This is a genomic window from Orlajensenia flava, assembly GCF_004801905.1.
Classification (GTDB): Bacteria; Actinomycetota; Actinomycetes; order Actinomycetales; family Microbacteriaceae; genus Orlajensenia; species Orlajensenia flava.
The window spans coordinates 26,045-41,340 of sequence record NZ_SSSN01000012.1; the positions used below are offsets into that span (position 1 = coordinate 26,045).

Annotated in this window: 14 protein-coding genes and 1 tRNA gene; 9 read left to right on the plus strand and 6 right to left on the minus strand. The window is 68.6% G+C overall.

What is annotated here, in order from left to right; all coding sequences use genetic code 11:
* Window positions 1–111: 111 nt before the first annotated feature.
* The 5 genes from E6C70_RS14010 (at window position 112) to E6C70_RS14030 (ending at window position 4,958) form a co-directional block, all read left to right on the plus strand.
* Window positions 112–1,182 carry an acyltransferase family protein gene (locus E6C70_RS14010; RefSeq protein WP_168770968.1) on the plus strand — a complete coding sequence of 357 codons (1,071 nt, stop codon included), beginning with the start codon at window positions 112–114 and terminating at the stop codon, window positions 1,180–1,182.
* Window positions 1,183–1,283: 101 nt separating this feature from the next.
* The gene (locus E6C70_RS14015; RefSeq protein ID WP_168770969.1) at window positions 1,284–2,240 is read left to right on the plus strand and encodes a glycosyltransferase; all 957 of its coding nucleotides are present in this window, start codon (window positions 1,284–1,286) and stop codon (window positions 2,238–2,240) included.
* Window positions 2,237–3,346 (plus strand): polysaccharide pyruvyl transferase family protein, encoded by a 1,110-nt coding sequence (locus E6C70_RS14020; RefSeq protein ID WP_136425180.1) that lies wholly within the window; start codon window positions 2,237–2,239, stop codon window positions 3,344–3,346. The genes E6C70_RS14015 and E6C70_RS14020 overlap by 4 nt, the downstream gene beginning before the upstream one ends.
* Window positions 3,343–4,410 (plus strand): glycosyltransferase family 4 protein, encoded by a 1,068-nt coding sequence (locus E6C70_RS14025; RefSeq protein ID WP_136425181.1) that lies wholly within the window; start codon window positions 3,343–3,345, stop codon window positions 4,408–4,410. Before E6C70_RS14020 ends, E6C70_RS14025 begins: the two co-directional genes overlap by 4 nt.
* Window positions 4,407–4,958, plus strand: a complete 552-nt coding sequence (locus E6C70_RS14030; RefSeq protein WP_136425182.1) for a YdcF family protein — start codon at window positions 4,407–4,409, stop codon at window positions 4,956–4,958. The genes E6C70_RS14025 and E6C70_RS14030 overlap by 4 nt, the downstream gene beginning before the upstream one ends.
* Here the strand turns inward: E6C70_RS14030 and E6C70_RS14035 are convergent.
* From E6C70_RS14035 to E6C70_RS14045, 3 genes are read right to left on the minus strand one after another with little or no spacing between them, the layout of a single operon-like run.
* On the minus strand, window positions 4,913–6,457 hold the full coding sequence (locus E6C70_RS14035; protein WP_136425183.1) for a hypothetical protein: 1,545 nt from the start codon (window positions 6,455–6,457) through the stop codon (window positions 4,913–4,915). The two genes, E6C70_RS14030 and E6C70_RS14035, sit on opposite strands and share 46 nt — an antisense overlap.
* Window position 6,458: 1 nt before the next feature.
* Complete coding sequence (locus E6C70_RS14040; protein WP_136425184.1) at window positions 6,459–7,799, minus strand: tyrosine-protein kinase domain-containing protein; 1,341 nt, start codon at window positions 7,797–7,799, stop codon at window positions 6,459–6,461.
* Between the two features lie 39 nt (window positions 7,800–7,838).
* On the minus strand, window positions 7,839–8,756 hold the full coding sequence (locus E6C70_RS14045) for an alpha/beta hydrolase (protein ID WP_168770970.1): 918 nt from the start codon (window positions 8,754–8,756) through the stop codon (window positions 7,839–7,841).
* Between the two features lie 283 nt (window positions 8,757–9,039).
* Here E6C70_RS14045 and E6C70_RS14050 point away from each other — a divergent pair, with 283 nt between their 5' ends.
* Together E6C70_RS14050 and E6C70_RS14055 are read left to right on the plus strand one after the other, a co-directional pair.
* Window positions 9,040–10,446, plus strand: a complete 1,407-nt coding sequence (locus E6C70_RS14050) for a sugar transferase (protein ID WP_168770971.1) — start codon at window positions 9,040–9,042, stop codon at window positions 10,444–10,446.
* A 41-nt stretch (window positions 10,447–10,487) separates the two neighbouring features.
* On the plus strand, window positions 10,488–10,667 hold the full coding sequence (locus E6C70_RS14055) for a hypothetical protein (RefSeq protein WP_136425187.1): 180 nt from the start codon (window positions 10,488–10,490) through the stop codon (window positions 10,665–10,667).
* Window positions 10,668–10,686: 19 nt separating this feature from the next.
* Here E6C70_RS14055 and E6C70_RS14060 read toward each other — a convergent pair.
* From E6C70_RS14060 to E6C70_RS14070, 3 genes are all read right to left on the minus strand, one after another.
* Window positions 10,687–10,760 (minus strand) — tRNA-Pro (locus tag E6C70_RS14060).
* 101 nt (window positions 10,761–10,861) lie between these two features.
* Window positions 10,862–11,842: a metallophosphoesterase gene (locus E6C70_RS14065; protein ID WP_235833514.1), complete on the minus strand. Its 981-nt coding sequence runs from the start codon at window positions 11,840–11,842 to the stop codon at window positions 10,862–10,864.
* Window positions 11,842–14,394, minus strand: a complete 2,553-nt coding sequence (locus E6C70_RS14070; RefSeq protein ID WP_235833520.1) for a transglycosylase domain-containing protein — start codon at window positions 14,392–14,394, stop codon at window positions 11,842–11,844. The genes E6C70_RS14065 and E6C70_RS14070 overlap by 1 nt, the downstream gene beginning before the upstream one ends.
* Before the next feature lie 123 nt (window positions 14,395–14,517).
* Here E6C70_RS14070 and sp36 point away from each other — a divergent pair, with 123 nt between their 5' ends.
* Window positions 14,518–14,742 (plus strand): Sp36 family protein, encoded by a 225-nt coding sequence (gene sp36, locus E6C70_RS14075; RefSeq protein WP_136425188.1) that lies wholly within the window; start codon window positions 14,518–14,520, stop codon window positions 14,740–14,742.
* On the plus strand, window positions 14,742–15,212 hold the full coding sequence (locus tag E6C70_RS14080) for a RidA family protein (RefSeq protein ID WP_136425189.1): 471 nt from the start codon (window positions 14,742–14,744) through the stop codon (window positions 15,210–15,212). The genes sp36 and E6C70_RS14080 overlap by 1 nt, the downstream gene beginning before the upstream one ends.
* Window positions 15,213–15,296 lie beyond the last annotated feature (84 nt).

A 15,296-nucleotide genomic window follows, 5' to 3' on the forward strand; every position in this document is an offset into this window, starting at 1 on the left:
GAAGATCGCCCGAACGGAAGGGCCGGCGGTCGGAGTCGACCCTGCCAACCCGACGGAGGGTGTGCGTCCGCCGGGTTTCGCGCGGGCACATCCCATGAGAATGGACGGCCCGTGCAGAGTTCGCGATGGATCGAGGTCGAGCAACGGCCGCGCGCGTGGGTGAACTTCGCCAAGGGCGTCGCGATCGTGCTCGTCGTTCTCTACCACGTCACGCTCTACCTGCAGCACGAGGGCATCCTGGGGCTGCCGAACCGCATCAAGCTCGTGCTCGAGCTCTTCCCGATGCCGGTGTTCTTCCTTATCGCGGGTCTCTTCGGCGCGCGTGCCATGACCTGGAGCCTGCGCAACCTCTGGATGCGCCGACTCTGGCCGGTGCTCTACCTCTATCTCGTCTGGTCGGTCATCCGGTTCCTGTTCTACCTCGTCGTGCCCGGGCTCTCCGGTGAGATCGGCGAGCTGCCCGCCAGTCATCCGTTGAGCCTCGCGCTGGTACTGGTCTGGCCCAGCAGCAGCTACTGGTTCATCTACGCCCTCGCCGTGTTCGCCTTCGCGGCCTGGGCGATGCGCGCCCTTCCGGGGTGGCTGCACGTGCTGATCGCGGCCACCATCTCCACCGCCTTCACGGCCGGTCTGCTCAACACGCACAACGTCGGCTGGAATCGGGTGGGGGCGCTGTACGTCTTCTATGTCTTCGGTGCGCTCTACGCGCGGCAGGTGTTCGGCGCCGTATCGCGTGTCTCGGTGCCGCGAACGTTCGCGACGGCGGCCGTGCTGGTGGCCGTGTCGGCGGTGCTCCTGCTCCTCCCGGCGCGTTGGCTGCCGTTCCTCGTGCTCGTGGGCCAGGCATCCGCCGTCGTTCTCGGCGTGCTGCTCTCGGCCTATCTCGTCAAGCTGCGACCGCTGCGGTTCGTGTCGACGCTCGGCGCGGAGAGCCTGCAGATCTACCTCCTGCACCTGTTCATCATCGTTCCGTCGGCCGCGCTCCTCGGCCTCGCGGTCGGTGGGGTGTCCCGTCCCGTCGGTGTCGCCATGCAGTTCGCACTCGTCGCCGCGGCAATCGCACTCTCGCTGCTTCTCTCCCGGCTGACCACTCGGGTGCGCTGGTTGTACGTGCCGCCGACGCGTCTGCCGAGGCGTCGGCGTCAGCCCGATGAACCGAAGGCGGTGCCCCAGGTGCAGTGAACCGCCGTCCCTCGCATCCCGCGTCAGCGTCGACTCGAACCGAATGATCCCGTCCCGAACCCACGGAACCACCGAACGACTCGAATATGAAGGAGCAGCGCATGTCGGACACCGCCAGCACCACCACATCGGAGGGACGGTTCCTCCTAGCCGCATCGACGGGGGGCCATCTCGCCCAGCTGGTCCGGCTCGCGCCGGGCCTCGGCGCGAGCGACGACTCCGTGTGGGTGACGTTCCGCAGCCCGCAGAGCGAATCGCTCCTGAAGGGCCGGGACGTCCGCTACGTGCCGTACATCCGCCCGCGTGACGCGGGCAGCGTGATGCGGGCGTTCCAGATGCTTCGAGCGACCGTGCGCGACGAGCAGCTCGACGGTGCGGTGAGCACGGGAGCCGCCCTGGCTCTCGCCGCCCTGCCCGCAGCACGCCTGGCCGGTGTGCCGACGCTCTACATCGAGAGCGTGTCACGCGTCGATGGTCCATCGCTGTCCGGCCGGATCCTCGAGCGCCTCCACGTCTCGGAACTCCGCACGCAGCATGCCCAGTGGTCGACGGCTCGCTGGGGAGTCCACCCGAGCGTCCTGGCGACCTACCGGAACACGTCGCGCACCGTCTCGCAGCGCCCACTCAAGCTCTTCGTGACGCTCGGGACCATCGAGGGATATGGATTCGACGCGCTGGTCGAGCGCATCGTCGGCCTCGGGATAGCTGGACCGGACACCGTCTGGCAGCTCGGCTCGACGATCTCGCCCGGCGACCTCCCGGGCACGACCTACGCCCAGATGCCGGCCGAGCTGTTCGAGCGTACGGCCAGGGAGGCAGACGTCGTGATCACGCACGCCGGAGTGGGTACGGTGCTCGGCCTGCTCGAGATGGGCATCGCCCCCGTGACCGTCGTGCGCCGGAAGGAGCGCGGCGAGCACGTCGACAACCACCAGGAGCAGATCGCCCGGCTCATGTCCGAGCTCGGCATCGGATTCCCGACCGAGGTCGACGACCTCGACGCGGACCTGCTCCTGACTGCTGCTGCGACGGCGATCCAGACGGAACTCGCGGCGTGAGCCCGGAGCAGGCTGCCGGGGTCCCGGGCGATCGACGGGAGATCTTCGTCCCGGGCATCGGGCAGTACGACAACATCGGCGACATCATCCTTCGCCGCCAGCTGATGAGCTGGTTGCGGCCCCACGGACGGCTGCACGTCTTCGTCGGGGGGTCGCCGTCGGGGTACGCGGAATCGCTGGGCATCGGTGAGGACGACGTCGTCTACCGCTCGTTCGCGCAGTGGTACCGGGCCGGCCTGCGGGCGGCATGGCGCGGCCACGCGCACTACCTGTTCAAGCCGGGCGAGATCCAACTGACCGTGGGAGGGATGAAGGAGCACGTCGTCGTCCTGCCGCTGCTGGCCGTCATCCGTGCCCGAGGGGGCAAGGTCGCCCGGGTGGGCGCCGGATCCCGCAACTTCGCCGCGGTGCCGCGCCTGCTCATGCGCCCGTCCATGGCGATGTGCGACCTCGCAGCGTGGCGCGATGCGGCAACGGCCGACTACCTCGGTGGAGAGGTCATGCCCGATCTCGCGTTCGGCGAGGGTGGACGCACCGACCCGTCCGATGACCGTGACGGGTTGGTGGTGTCGATGAGGAGCGACCGAGTCGAGCCGTCCGACGCGTGGTTCGACGGCATCCGCGAATACGCCGCTCGGAGCGGCCTCCATATCAGCGTGGTCACGCAGGTGCTGCGGGACCGCGACTGGTCGCGCATGATCGCCCGGCGTCTGGGTGCCGAGCTGGTCGACTGGGACGGCACGGAGCACGGTGCGCAGGAGGAGCGACTCAGGGACCTGTACCGGCGCAGCGTACTCGCGGTCAGCGACCGCCTGCACGTGCTCATCACCGCTGCGACCGAGGGGGCAATCCCCATCGCCCTGCTGGTGGACGGATCCGACAAGATCGAGCGCCACTTCGAGGCGGCGGGACTCGACGGTGTCGGCGTGCGCGCGGCCGGAATGAGCAGCGCCGAGATCGTCTCGGCTCTCGAGGCCGCGGCGCTCCGGGGAGATGAGACGCGTTCGGCGCTCGCCTCCGCGCGGGAGGAGCTCGACGACGTGCGCAGCCGACTCGGGGGACTGCTTGCGGCCGGAGTCGACGACCGCGCGATGGTGAGCGCATGAGCCTCGACATCGATGGGCTCCGCACGTCGACCGGCACGGCGTTCACGGCGTGGCACGTCGGGCGCCGCGGCGAGGTGGCGGGCGGCATGACCCAGGTGCTCAACGGGTACCTCGAGTGGCCGTTCGCCGATTGCCGCGTGGACGTGATCATCTCGCGGGACGGATCATCCGGCCTCCGCGCGATGCGGCTGTTCGCGGCGGCGGCGGCCCGCCTCCTCTCTCTCCGCGACCCCCGCACCAACGCGGTCGTCGTCCACCTCTCCCAGGGCGGCTCCTTCGTGCGTGAGGGACTGCTCCTGCGGCTCGCGGCCGCGCGCGGATTCGGCACCATCGCCCACCTGCACGGCAGCAGTTTCGTTGATTTCGCGCACGCCGATCCGGAACGGGTGCGCGCCGTGCTGCGCCGCGCCGATCGTGTGTTCGCCCTCAGCGACGAGACGGCGGATGCGGTTCGCGCGCTGGTGCCGGATGCCGTGATCGACCTCGTTCCCAATGCCGTGCCCGGCGGAGGTGGGAGTTCGGGGACGCACCGTGTCGTCTTCGGGGGCGCCGTCTCCCGTCGGAAGGGCGTCGACGTGCTCGTCGAGGCGTGGAGGAGTGTCGAGCATCACGGGTGGACGCTCGACATCGTGGGGCCGACCGCCGATGAGGACGTCATCGTCGACGACCTTGCCGACGCGACCTTCCACGGGGCCCTTCCGCACGATCAGCTCATGGCACTCCTCGACGATGCCGCGATCGCGGTCCTCCCGTCGCGCGACGAGGCGATGCCCATGTTCATCCTCGAGGCGCTCGCCCGCGGGTGCGCCGTCATCGCGACCCGCGTCGGGGGCGTTCCCGAGGTGCTCGTCGGCGGTGCCGGACTGCTCGTCGAGCCGGCCGACACCCGAGCACTCACGGGGGCGCTGCAGTCGCTCATCGACGATGCGGGCGCCCTCTCCACGATGCAGGCGGCGGGGCGCCAGCGCTTCGCCGAGGCGTTCTCTGCATCCGCCGTCTACCCGCGCGTCGCCGACCTCTGGCGGGGGGTGCTCACGCGGCCGGCCGGAGCGACGCGCGCGTGACGCGCCCGCTCCTGATCGCGGCGGCATCCATCGTCGGGGTGGCGCTCGTTGCGCTCGCCGGCCTCCCCGTCTACGTGTTCCCGACCGTCGAGTCGACTCCTGCTCACGCCGACGTCATCCTCGTGCTCGGACCGCCGACCAGTCAGCGCATGAGCGCCGCGCGGGACCTGGTAACCGCCGGCGTCAGCGACCGCATCCTCGTGTCAGTGCCTCCGAGTGTGTACGTGTCGGGGACGCGTGACCACGAGAAGTTCGCTGCATGCACGCGCGACGACCCGGTGGTGCACTGTTTCCAGCCGGACCCGACGACCACGCGTGGCGAGGCTCGTGAACTCGGGCGGCTCGCCGAACGGAGCGGATGGCGAAGCGCCATCGCCATCACCATGACTCCGCACATCGCCCGCGCGCGCATGATCATCCAGCGCTGCTTCAGCGGGACCCTGGCCATGCATGCAGCCGACGAGCCGCTCAGCGTGGGGGACTGGATCTACCAGTACGGCTATCAGACCGCCGGTTTCGTCCGCGCCGGACTCGAGCCGGGATGCTGAGGGTCCGGCAGCCGTGACCCCGACGCACGGGGAGCGAGCGCGTCCGGTTGCCGAGCCTCGTCGCGAGCGCTCGTCCGCAGCGAAGCAACCATGCCCGCCGCCGCGAAGACGAACGGGAACGACGGAGCCGAGACGAACACGGGGGCAGCGCTCGACTCGATCATCAGGAGGATCAACCATCCGGCACCGGTGATGCGCAACCAGCGGGTCAGGACGGGCTCGTCGGGTCCCACGGGGCGGAGCAGGAAGACGAGGATGACGAGCGATCCGGCTGCGAAGCAGATCGCCCCGAGCCAACCCGACTCCCCGACGATCGCGGGCCACTGGGTGTCGTTCAGGAACATGCCCTTGTCGCCCGGCCCCAGGCCGTACACGTGGTCGAAGCCGAGGGCGTAGTACTCGGGGCTGTACGAGACGCCTGCGGGATAGCTGCCGTACCGACCGAACCCCGCTCCGAGCGGAAAGTAGGTGCTGGCCACGTGCAGCGAGCCGAGCGTGAGGGTGGAGCGCGCCGAGTCCTGCAGGATGTACGTCTCGATCGCGCCTCCGATGAGGGCGGAGAGCGGAGGGATGGCGACGGCCGCGATGACCGGTCCGATGCAGAGCGCCGCGAACAGCAGCACAGGGCGGCTGAATCGCACCACGATGAGCCCCGCCGACACGATGAGCCCGACGATCGACTTGACCTCGAACGTCAGCATCGCCAGGAATCCGGCCACGCCGATCATGATGAGGTTGCCGATCGACGTGCGCACGACGCAGGCGTAGCTCACCGCGGCGACCGCGAGAACGGAGCAGAACCGTCCGAACGCCGCCGGATGCTGGAACAGTCCCTGCAGCACCGGGATGCCGGCGACGTGCGGGCCGACGCCCCCGGACCCGCGAGCGACCAGGCTGCTCCAGAAGGCCGGGAAGACCAGGTTGAGCAGGCCGGTCAACGCCATCATGGCGATGGCGACGATGCCGGCGACGACGAGGATGCGGATGTCCCGTTGCGTCCAGCGCAGCTGAGCGAGGGCGAAGGCGAACAGCAGGCCCTTGGCGATGAGGATCGCCGATTCGGCCATGGTCGAGTACGAGGCGTGCTGGGCGATGGTGCTCGCGACGCCGAACGCGAAGAAGCCCAGGAACCAGAACGTTCCGGGCAGGAGCACGAGGCGGTGTTCCGTCACCAGTCGGCGCGCGCAGAACGCGATCACCGATAGGGCGATGACCGCCTCGTCGGCCGATGACGCCACCGTCCCCACCGTGTTCTGCAGCACGTTCGACAGGACGATCACCGTGACGGCAACGAGGGCGAACGCCTTCGGCAGGAACGCGGCGAGGTAGACGCAGACGAGGCCCGCGATCGTCGCCCCGAGCACGGCCGGGGCGACGTACAGCGACGCGATGACGAGAGCCGCCGCGACGATCGCGCCCACCACGGCCCAGACCGCCTCCGTTCTGACGGCGGGCCGCGCCGAGGACCGGTATGCCGGACGTGTCGTGGTGACGGTCATCTCAGTCCCGGGCGTCCGCCCCGCGCGTGGGCGCGTCCGTGAGGACCACGCCGTAGACACGGGCACCGACGTCCCGAACCGCGGTGACAGCCGACTTCACCTCGTCGATCCGGGAGCGTCCGGCCCGGGCCACGATGACGTAGCCCGTGGACGATCCGCTGAGTTCGAGAGCGTCCGACGGGCGCAGGACGGATCCCGCGTCGATGACGACGACGTCGGACCCGGCTCGGATGGCGGCGAGCAGATCCGAGGCGCGCGCCGACGCCAGCCGCTCGCCGGCGCGGTCGGCCGGGGCCGAGACGATGACCTGCAGCGATTCCGACGGCGAGGTCATCGCGAGGTCGGTGGCCGGGATGCCGCCGCCGAGCGCGTCGGAGAAGCCCTTCTCGGTGCCGGTGCCGAAGTAGGCGGCGAGGACGGGCGCACGAAGGTTGGCATCGACGAGCGACGTGCGCAGCCCGGTCTCCGCCAAGGCGGTGGCGAGGTTCGCCGCGACGACGCTCTTCCCCTCCTGGGTCGTCGGCGAACTCACGACGAACACGGGAGCGCCTTCTCCCTCGGCGCTCGCGACGAGCTTCGCCCTGATCGAGCGGAGGTCGTCGATGAACGCGCTCGGCGGGCCGTCGAGGTCGGCGACGGGGGCTCGGCGGAGTCGCCGGTCGCGCGCCAGGCGGCCCAGGTAGCCGGCATCCGTCGCGCTGAGGAGGTCCCGTGCACGGCGCACGCGCGTGTTGAGCACCTCGGCCAGGACGACGACGATGAACGCCACCGCCACGCCGCCCAGCAACCCGACCAGCACGCTCAGCACGAGGTTCGGCGAGGAGGGCGAGGTGGGAGCCACCGGCCGCTCCACCAGCGTCGCAGAGATCGTCACGGGCGACTGCGCGGTGGTCGTCAGCGTCTTGACCTGGGTGCTCAGCTGCGACGCGACGGAGTTGGCGAGCGACGCGGCGCCTTCGGCCGTGGCCGCCGTCGCCTGGACGGCGATGAACGCCGACGCCCCCACCGCCGAGACGCTCACGCTCCTCGCGAGCGTCGCCGGGGTCTCGTCGAGCCCGAGCTCGTCGATCACAGGCTGCAGCACGGTGGGCGTCGAAGCGAGCTGGACATACGTACCGACCTGCTGGATGACGAGGTTGTTGCCGGCGACGAGGTCGGCGGGACTCTGCGTGACCCCCGGTACGACCGCCGCGACCGGGGTCAGCAGCAGCCTGCCGTCCGACGTGAACTGCGCGGGCGCCACGGCGACGAACACGGCGGCCGCGGCGAGGCCGGCCAGCACGATCACGACGATCACGACGGCGTGGCGACGGATCGCGCGGATGCATTCGATGAAGTCCAAGCGTCTACCTCCGGGTGGTGGATGGTCGGGAACGGTCGATCACGAGAGCCTCGCCGTGAAGAACTGGATGATGCGTTTGCGGGTGTCGGGACCGAGCAGTTGGACGCCGTGCTTGGATCCGTCCTGAATGCTCAGCTGAACGGGGACACCAGCGGCCTTGAGCGCCTTGGCCATCGAGGTCGCCTGCTCCGCCGGAACGAGTTCGTGAGATCCGTTGACGAGGATCATCGGCGGGTCGGAGGAGTCCACCGCGAGTTCCGGCGACGCCTCGGCCGCTTGGGGGCAGACGTCGGCCGCGGGGCTGGGGCAGCCGAGGTAGGCGAGGATCAGGGCAGCCGCCTGGGGTGTGGGCGACCCGAGGGTCAGTGCATCCTCCGTCATGAGCGATACGCCGGAGAGGGAGACCGCCGCCTTGACCCTGGTGCCCTTCTCGAGGGAGCCGCTCCCGCTCGTCGCCACCGTCTGAGCCAGGATCGCGCCCGCCGAGCTGCCCAGGATGCCGATGGAGGTCGGCCTGATGTTGAACCGGGCGGCGTGCTGGTCGTCGCGAATCCAGGTGATGGCTGCGTCGACGTCCTCCAGCGGTGCCGGGTAGCCGTTGCCCGCGCCGAGCCGGTAGTCCAGCGAGAACGCCGCCAGTCCGTTGTCAGCGAAGTATTCGCACAGCGCTCGCATCCCGCCGCTCGCGCGATCTCCCTCGGTGAACCCACCGCCGTGCACAAGGACGACTGCCGGCGTCGGCTTGGTCGCGCCTTTCGGGGTGCAGGCGTCCAGTTCGAGGTCGGTGCCCTTCGGCGAGGAGTACACCAGCCCGGCATCGATGCTCACGCCGTGCGTGGCCGACGAAGCGGCGGGCGTCGCGGTACAGGCTGCCAGGGAGAGCGCCATCGCGGCGGCGAGGAGAGCTGTCGCGCCCGGCCGTGTCGACCCGCTGCGTGCCGAGGTGCGTGCGCTCATGCGTGTCCGGGTTCCCGTCGTTCGGGCCGAACGCCATACGCGTGAGCGCATCCGCCCGGCCGATTCGCCGCGTCCTCGCGCTGTCAGGTCTCCATTCCACCCACGCCCCGACACCAGCCGGTGTCGCGGATATGTCGGTCCTGTTAACTCTCGGCACCCCCGTCCACCGCCTGGCGGGGTCTGGTTACAGTGAAAGCGACTCGACGGGGATGAACTCTTGACTCAAGCCATTGCTACCCAGATGGCGACGGACTCGAGGGTGACGCGGCATTCGGACTGGGCTTTGAGCTACAGCCGTCTGCTCCTCGCCTCGGACCTCGTCGCCGCGACGGCCTGCGTGCTCGTCGCCCACCTCCTCGGAGGCCTGCCCGAACAGGTGTGGGGCATCCGTCACGTGGGCAGCGTGCCGACGCCGATCGTGATCATGGCGGTGACCGTCGTGGCGATCGTGCTGATGCTCACCATCTCCGGCTCGCGCGCCCAGCGTTACGTGGGCGTCGGCGTGACCGAGTACCGCAGGGTCATCAACTCCACTCTCGTGCTCTTCGGGGCCGGAGGGCTCACGGCCTACGCGCTCTCCATCGTCGGCATGCAGCGGTTCCTCATCGCGGCGCTGGCGCTCAGCCTGGTCGGCCTGGTCACTGAACGGTGGCTGTGCCGGCGCTGGCTCGCGGCGAGAAGGCGTGAGGGACGGATGAGCCATCGGGTGCTGCTGGTCGGCTCGGACGACTCCGTCGCGGTCATGGAGAAGGCGCTCCGCCGCACACCGACGGCGGGCCTGAAGGTCGTCGGCGCCTGCACGGCGAGCGGAGCGACGGGTGGATTCATCGAGGGAACCGACATCCCGATGTCCGGATCCATCGCCAACCTGCCGGCCGCGCTGGACGCCGTAGAGGCGGACACCGTCGTCGTCACGAGCGCCAACGAGATGTCGTCGGCTCTCGTGCGCGAGTTGAGTTGGAAACTCGAACCCGGCCACCAGCACCTCGTCGTCGCGCCGAGCCTGACCGACATCGGCGGACCGCGTCTGCACACCCGGCCCGTCGCCGGCCTGCCTCTCATCCACGTGGAGACGCCCCGATACGACGGGGGAAAGCTCTACGCCAAGCGGCTCCTCGACGTTCTGGGGTCGGCCATCCTCATCGCGGTCCTCTCGCCCGTCCTCCTGGTCACCGCCCTACTCGTTCGCGCCACGACACCGGGCGGGGTCTTCTTCCGGCAGGAACGCATCGGCCTTCGCGGCGACCGATTCGCCATGCTCAAGTTCCGATCGATGTACACCGATGCCGAGGCGCGCTTGCACGAGTTGGCCGATCGCAGCGAGGGCAACGGCGTCATGTTCAAGATGAAGGATGATCCTCGCGTCACCGTGATCGGGGCGTTCCTCCGTCGGTTCAGTCTCGACGAGTTGCCGCAGCTGTTCAACGTGTTCCGGGGATCGATGTCCATCGTCGGGCCGCGCCCGCCGCTCGCCAGTGAGGTGCAGCAATACGACACCCACGTGCACCGCCGCTTCCTCGTCAAGCCGGGCATCACGGGACTGTGGCAGGTGAGCGGCCGCTCGGATCTCGACTGGGAGGAGACGGTTCGGCTCGACCTCTACTACGTCGAGAACTGGACCATGGCCGGCGACCTCATGATCCTGTGGCGCACGGCGAAGGCCGTCCTGGGCAAGGACGGCGCCTACTGAGACGACGCACCTTCGCCAGCGGCCAACGGAAGGGTACGGATGTGATCTACGACGGGGAGTGCCCGTCGTCGTTGACGTGCTTCGCCGACGGCGCCGTCTCGATGACTCTCGTTCTCGTCGTCGCTCCGGCGCTCGTCCTCCTGGCCACGGCCGCGCGGCTGATCGAGGACGCGATCCCCGTCCAGCCGCATCCGGAATCGACGAAGGGCCCCGCTCACTGAGCGGGGCCCTCCGATGGTGTCGGGGTAGCGGGATTCGAACCCACGACCTCCTCGTCCCGAACGAGGCGCGCTACCAAGCTGCGCCACACCCCGAGTGGCCCGAAGGCCTCCATCAGGATAGCCGATATCCAGCGACGTCTCGACCAGCGTCATCCGTCACCGGCCGGGCGGAACGCCGAGAAGCCGGCCCCGACTCAGCGGTCGTTCTCGGGAACCAGCGTCAGCAGCGTCGCCTCGGGCGGGCAGGCGAACCGCACCGGCGCGTAGATCGACGTGCCGAGGCCCGCCGACACGTTGAGGTAGGCGTTTCGCACGCCGTGCCACCAGAGTGAGAGTCCCTTGACCTGCTTGCGCGGGATGTCGCAGTTGGTGACGAGGGCTCCGAATCCGGGCACGCACACCTGCCCGCCGTGGGTGTGGCCCGCGAAGATCAGCTGAGCGCCGTGAGTCACGAACGAGTTGAGCACGCGCTGGTAGGGAGCGTGGACAACGCCGATCGTGACGGTGGGGCGTGGGTTGGATGCGCCTCGATCCGGCCAGGTCTCCTCGCCGAGGGGATCGTTGGCCCGCAGTTCGTCGATGGCGCCGGTGATGAGCTCGGGTCGATCGAGGTGCTTGTGCGGGTCGTCGACGCCGAAGAACTCGAAGTGGGTCCCGGCGATGTCGAGGCTTCCGGCCGCGTTGTTGAGGTCGACCCAATCGAGGTCGTCGAAGAGCCGCAGCAGGGCATCCGTGTCGAGGCGTTCGGCCTTGCCCGTGTGCTTCGACGACGGCCCCTGGAAGTACCGCAGGGGGTTCTTCACGACCGGCCCGTAGTAGTCGTTCGATCCGTTGACGAAGACGCCCGGGATCCCGCGGAACCGCTCGAAGGCGTACTCGACGCCCTGTACTCCGTCACGGTGGCCGAGGTTGTCGCCCGTGTCGACGATGAGGTCGGGGTTGAGGTCGGCGAGCGAGCGGATCCACTCCTGCTTCTCGCGCTGCCACGGTGCCATGTGCAGGTCGCTGAGGTGCAGGACGCGGATGGGCGTCGCGCCGACCGGCAGGACGGGCACCCGCACCTCGCGCAGCGTCCACATGGTTCGCTCGATGAGGGTGCCCCAGATGAGTGCCGCCAGACCAGCCGCCGCCGTCAGGGTGACGGCGGCGGCTGCGCTGGTTCGCTTGCGCGGCACTACTTCTTGAGCTTCCCGACCGTGATCGTCACCTGGGACCCGGGTTTCGTCGCGGCCCCGGCGGCCGGATCGGTCGCGATGACCTTGCCGTCCTGGTTGGGGTCCGTCACGTCGCCGTCCTGCTTCTTGATCTGGAACTGGTTGAGGGTGCCGCGCGCGGTGCCCTCGTCCTGACCGACGGCATTCGGCAGGAGCACGAGACTACCGTTCGAGGTGTACACCGTGACCACCGAGCCCTTGGCCGCGTTGCCCGACGGGTTGGTCCCCGAGACCTGTCCGGCGGGAAGCTCGGAATCCTGCTGGCCGCCGTCGGCGAAGCCGAAGCCGGCTCCCTCGATGATGCTTTGGGCGTCCTGGATGGACTTGCCACGCACGTCGGGGATGGTGGCCGACACGCTCTTCAGGCTTGACGAGTCGACTTGCGGGAAGGCATCCCCGCCGTACTTCGCGTTGGCCACGGACATGATCTTCGGCCAGATCACGTGTCGGATGACGGCTGCCTGCGTCCCGTTGATGTACGTGTTGCGGAGGTTGGTGTGGCCGCTGGCGTTGTAGACGCCTACGACCGTCGCGACCTTCGTGCTCGCCCCGCTCATCCAGGTCGCCTCGTTGTTGTCGGTCGTTCCCGTCTTGCCGATCATCGGCACCTTCGGACTCGTGCGTCCGTAGGACGCCGTGGCGGTACCGGCTGTCATCACCCGCTGCATGGCGTATTGCATGCCGGCGGTGATCTTGGGGTCCACGCTCTGTGCGCAGTCCGCGGACGGCGGGGTGATCGTGGTGCCGTCCTGCTTCGTTATCTTGTCGATGACGATCGGCTTGCAGACCATGCCGCTCGCCGCCATCCCCGCGAACGCCGCAGCCATGGTCACGGGAGCGATCTCGTTGGTACCGAGGATGGATGCCGGTCCCTGCTGCAGGGGGTTGCCGTCCGCGCGGTGAACGCCGAAAGACTGCGCCGTCTTGCGGATGCCGCAGAGGTCGAGCTGCTTGGCCATGGCCACGAATCCGGTGTTCTCGGAGTTCTGCGTGGCGTAGAGCGCGGTCCATACTCCGCCGCCGCCGCCCTCATCGTTCTTGGGGCTCCAGCCAGGCGTCGCCTGAGGTCCGTTGCAGCTGTCCTGGAACGTTCCCCAGTTCGACCGGACGCGGGCGTCCAAGGTTTCGTTGAGCGAATGGCCCTCTTTCAGCCACTCGGCGAGGGTGAACGTCTTGTACGTCGAGCCCGGCTGGAATCCGCTCGATCCGCCGTAGTCGAAGTCGGTGTTGTAGTTGACGGCGCTGAATTGACCACCGGATGCGAGGACGGTCTCGTCCTGGCTGTAGGTCTTGTTCTGCGCCATCGCCAGCACTCGGCCGGTGCCGGGCTGAACCGAGACGGCACTCGAACCGACGTCGAAGCGCGGATCCACCTGCGGGACGTTGTCGTTGATCGCGCCCTCTGCCGCAGCCTGCAGGTCGAGGTCGAGGGTGGTGTAGACGTCGAGGCCGCCGCGCTTGAGGGTGGTGAGCCGGTCATCCTGGTTCTTACCGAAGGCGGGGTCGTTGAGGATGGTCCAATACACGTAGTCGCAGAAGTAGGCCGAGCCCCCAGCGGTCGAGCAGCCCGTCGAGGGCTGATGGATCGCCGGCGCGATGGGAGCGGCGATCGACGCGTCGTGCTGCTCCTTGGTGATCTTCTTGTACTTGTACATCTGGTCGATGATGTAATCGCGCCGCTCTTTCGTCGCGGCGTACGGCACTGGTGCACCCTTGACGACCGTCGCAGCGCCGTTCGTCTTGCTGTCCGGCTGGTCGAGACGGAACTTCTCCGGGTTGTTCACGATGGCGAGCAACGCCGCGGACTGCTCGATGTTCAGATCCTTGGCATTAACGCCGAAGTAGTACTGCGCGGCAGCCTGGATGCCGTACACGCGGCCGCCGAAGCCCGCGATGTTGAGGTAGCCCTGCAGGATCTGATTCTTGGAGTACTTCTTCTCCAGCCCGATCGCGAAGCGCATCTCCTTGAGCTTGCGGTCGGCTGTGGTCTCCGTCGCCTTGTCGTAGGCCGCTGTCTTCTCCGCCTCGGTCTTCGCCGACAGCTCGGCCTTCTGCACCAGCACGTTCTTCACGTACTGCTGAGTGATCGACGAACCACCCTGCGTGGTCTTGCCGAGCGCAGTGAACAGCGCACCCCGCACCGTGCCCTGAATGTCGACCCCGCCGTGCTCGTAGAACCGGGGGTCCTCACCGGCAACTGCAGCATCCTTTGTGAACTGGGAGATGCTGTCCCAGCCCACCTCCTCGCGATCCTGCTCGTAGAAGGACGCGAGCAGGAGCGGGCTCCCGTCGTTGTTCACCGCGTAGATGTTCGTCTTCTGCGCGAGGTCGCCGATCTCGAGGTAGCTCGGCAGGTTCTCGAACAGGTTGATGCTGTTCGTGGTGGCCATACCCGTGACGGCGATGGCGGGGGTGACGGCAGCCGTCACCAGCACGCCGGCGGCCACGCTCATGCCGAGGAAGGCGAGGAGACCTCCGAGCACGCCGCTCGTCGTTCGTTTTTGGGCAGACATATAGTGGAGGCTAGCGGTAGAAGCTGAAAAACCGCCCTGTCGCTGCGCGCTTGTCGCACCTGCGTGACAGGGACCGATTGCCGCCCCGACGGGGGGAACCCGACGCCGACAACAAGGAGCGCCATGCCTGCCTGGGAATACGTCACGACGCCACTGATGGTGCATAGCACCGCAGCCATCCTCAACAACTGGGGATCCGACGGGTGGGAGCTCGTCCAGGTGGTCACCGGTCCCGAGGGCGGTCTCGTCGCCTATTTCAAACGCCCCAGCGGCGGCGGAGACTCCGCCGCGGCCTCAGCGGGAGCGGCAGCGTCGGCATCCGCCGCCACTGCTTTCGAGGACCGCTGATGGGAGCCATCACCGATCGACTCCGCGAGCTCGGCATCGAATTGCCGGCGGTGGCGACTCCCGCCGGTGCATATGTCCCAGCCGTCGTGACCGGCAACCTCGTCTACACCGCGGGGCAGCTGCCCTACGCATCGGGCGCGCTCGCCGCCACCGGCAAGGTCGGCGACGGCGACGCTTTAGTGTCTCCGACGGATGCCCAGGCCCACGCGCGGACGTGCGCCCTCAACGCGCTCGCGGCGGCGGCAGGCGCGATCGGTTCACTCGATCGTGTGACCCAGGTCGTGAAGGTGACAGGCTTCGTGTCGTCGGACCCGTCCTTCACCGGACAGCCCGGCGTGATCAACGGCGCGTCCGAACTGCTGGGCGAGGTCTTCGGAGACGCAGGACGCCACGCGCGCTCCGCTGTCGGTGTGGCCGTGCTTCCCCTCGATGCGCCCGTCGAGGTGGAGCTCATCCTCGCGTTCGCCTGACCAGCGGTGCGATAACGCGCATCCCGTCGAGGGGATGCGCGTTATTGCACAGATGCGTGGCGTCAGGGGCGAATCCCGGAGGCC

Excerpts from the sequence above, each read along its gene's own strand:
- E6C70_RS14070 (WP_235833520.1), bottom strand. The coding sequence starts at position 14,394 with ATGTCTGCCCAAAAACGAACGACGAGCGGCGTGCTCGGAGGTCTCCTC.
- E6C70_RS14080 (WP_136425189.1), top strand. The coding sequence starts at position 14,742 with ATGGGAGCCATCACCGATCGACTCCGCGAGCTCGGCATCGAATTGCCG.
- E6C70_RS14025 (WP_136425181.1), top strand. The coding sequence starts at position 3,343 with ATGAGCCTCGACATCGATGGGCTCCGCACGTCGACCGGCACGGCGTTC.
- sp36 (WP_136425188.1), top strand. The coding sequence starts at position 14,518 with ATGCCTGCCTGGGAATACGTCACGACGCCACTGATGGTGCATAGCACC.
- E6C70_RS14045 (WP_168770970.1), bottom strand. The coding sequence starts at position 8,756 with ATGAGCGCACGCACCTCGGCACGCAGCGGGTCGACACGGCCGGGCGCG.
- E6C70_RS14015 (WP_168770969.1), top strand. The coding sequence starts at position 1,284 with ATGTCGGACACCGCCAGCACCACCACATCGGAGGGACGGTTCCTCCTA.
- E6C70_RS14035 (WP_136425183.1), bottom strand. The coding sequence starts at position 6,457 with ATGACCGTCACCACGACACGTCCGGCATACCGGTCCTCGGCGCGGCCC.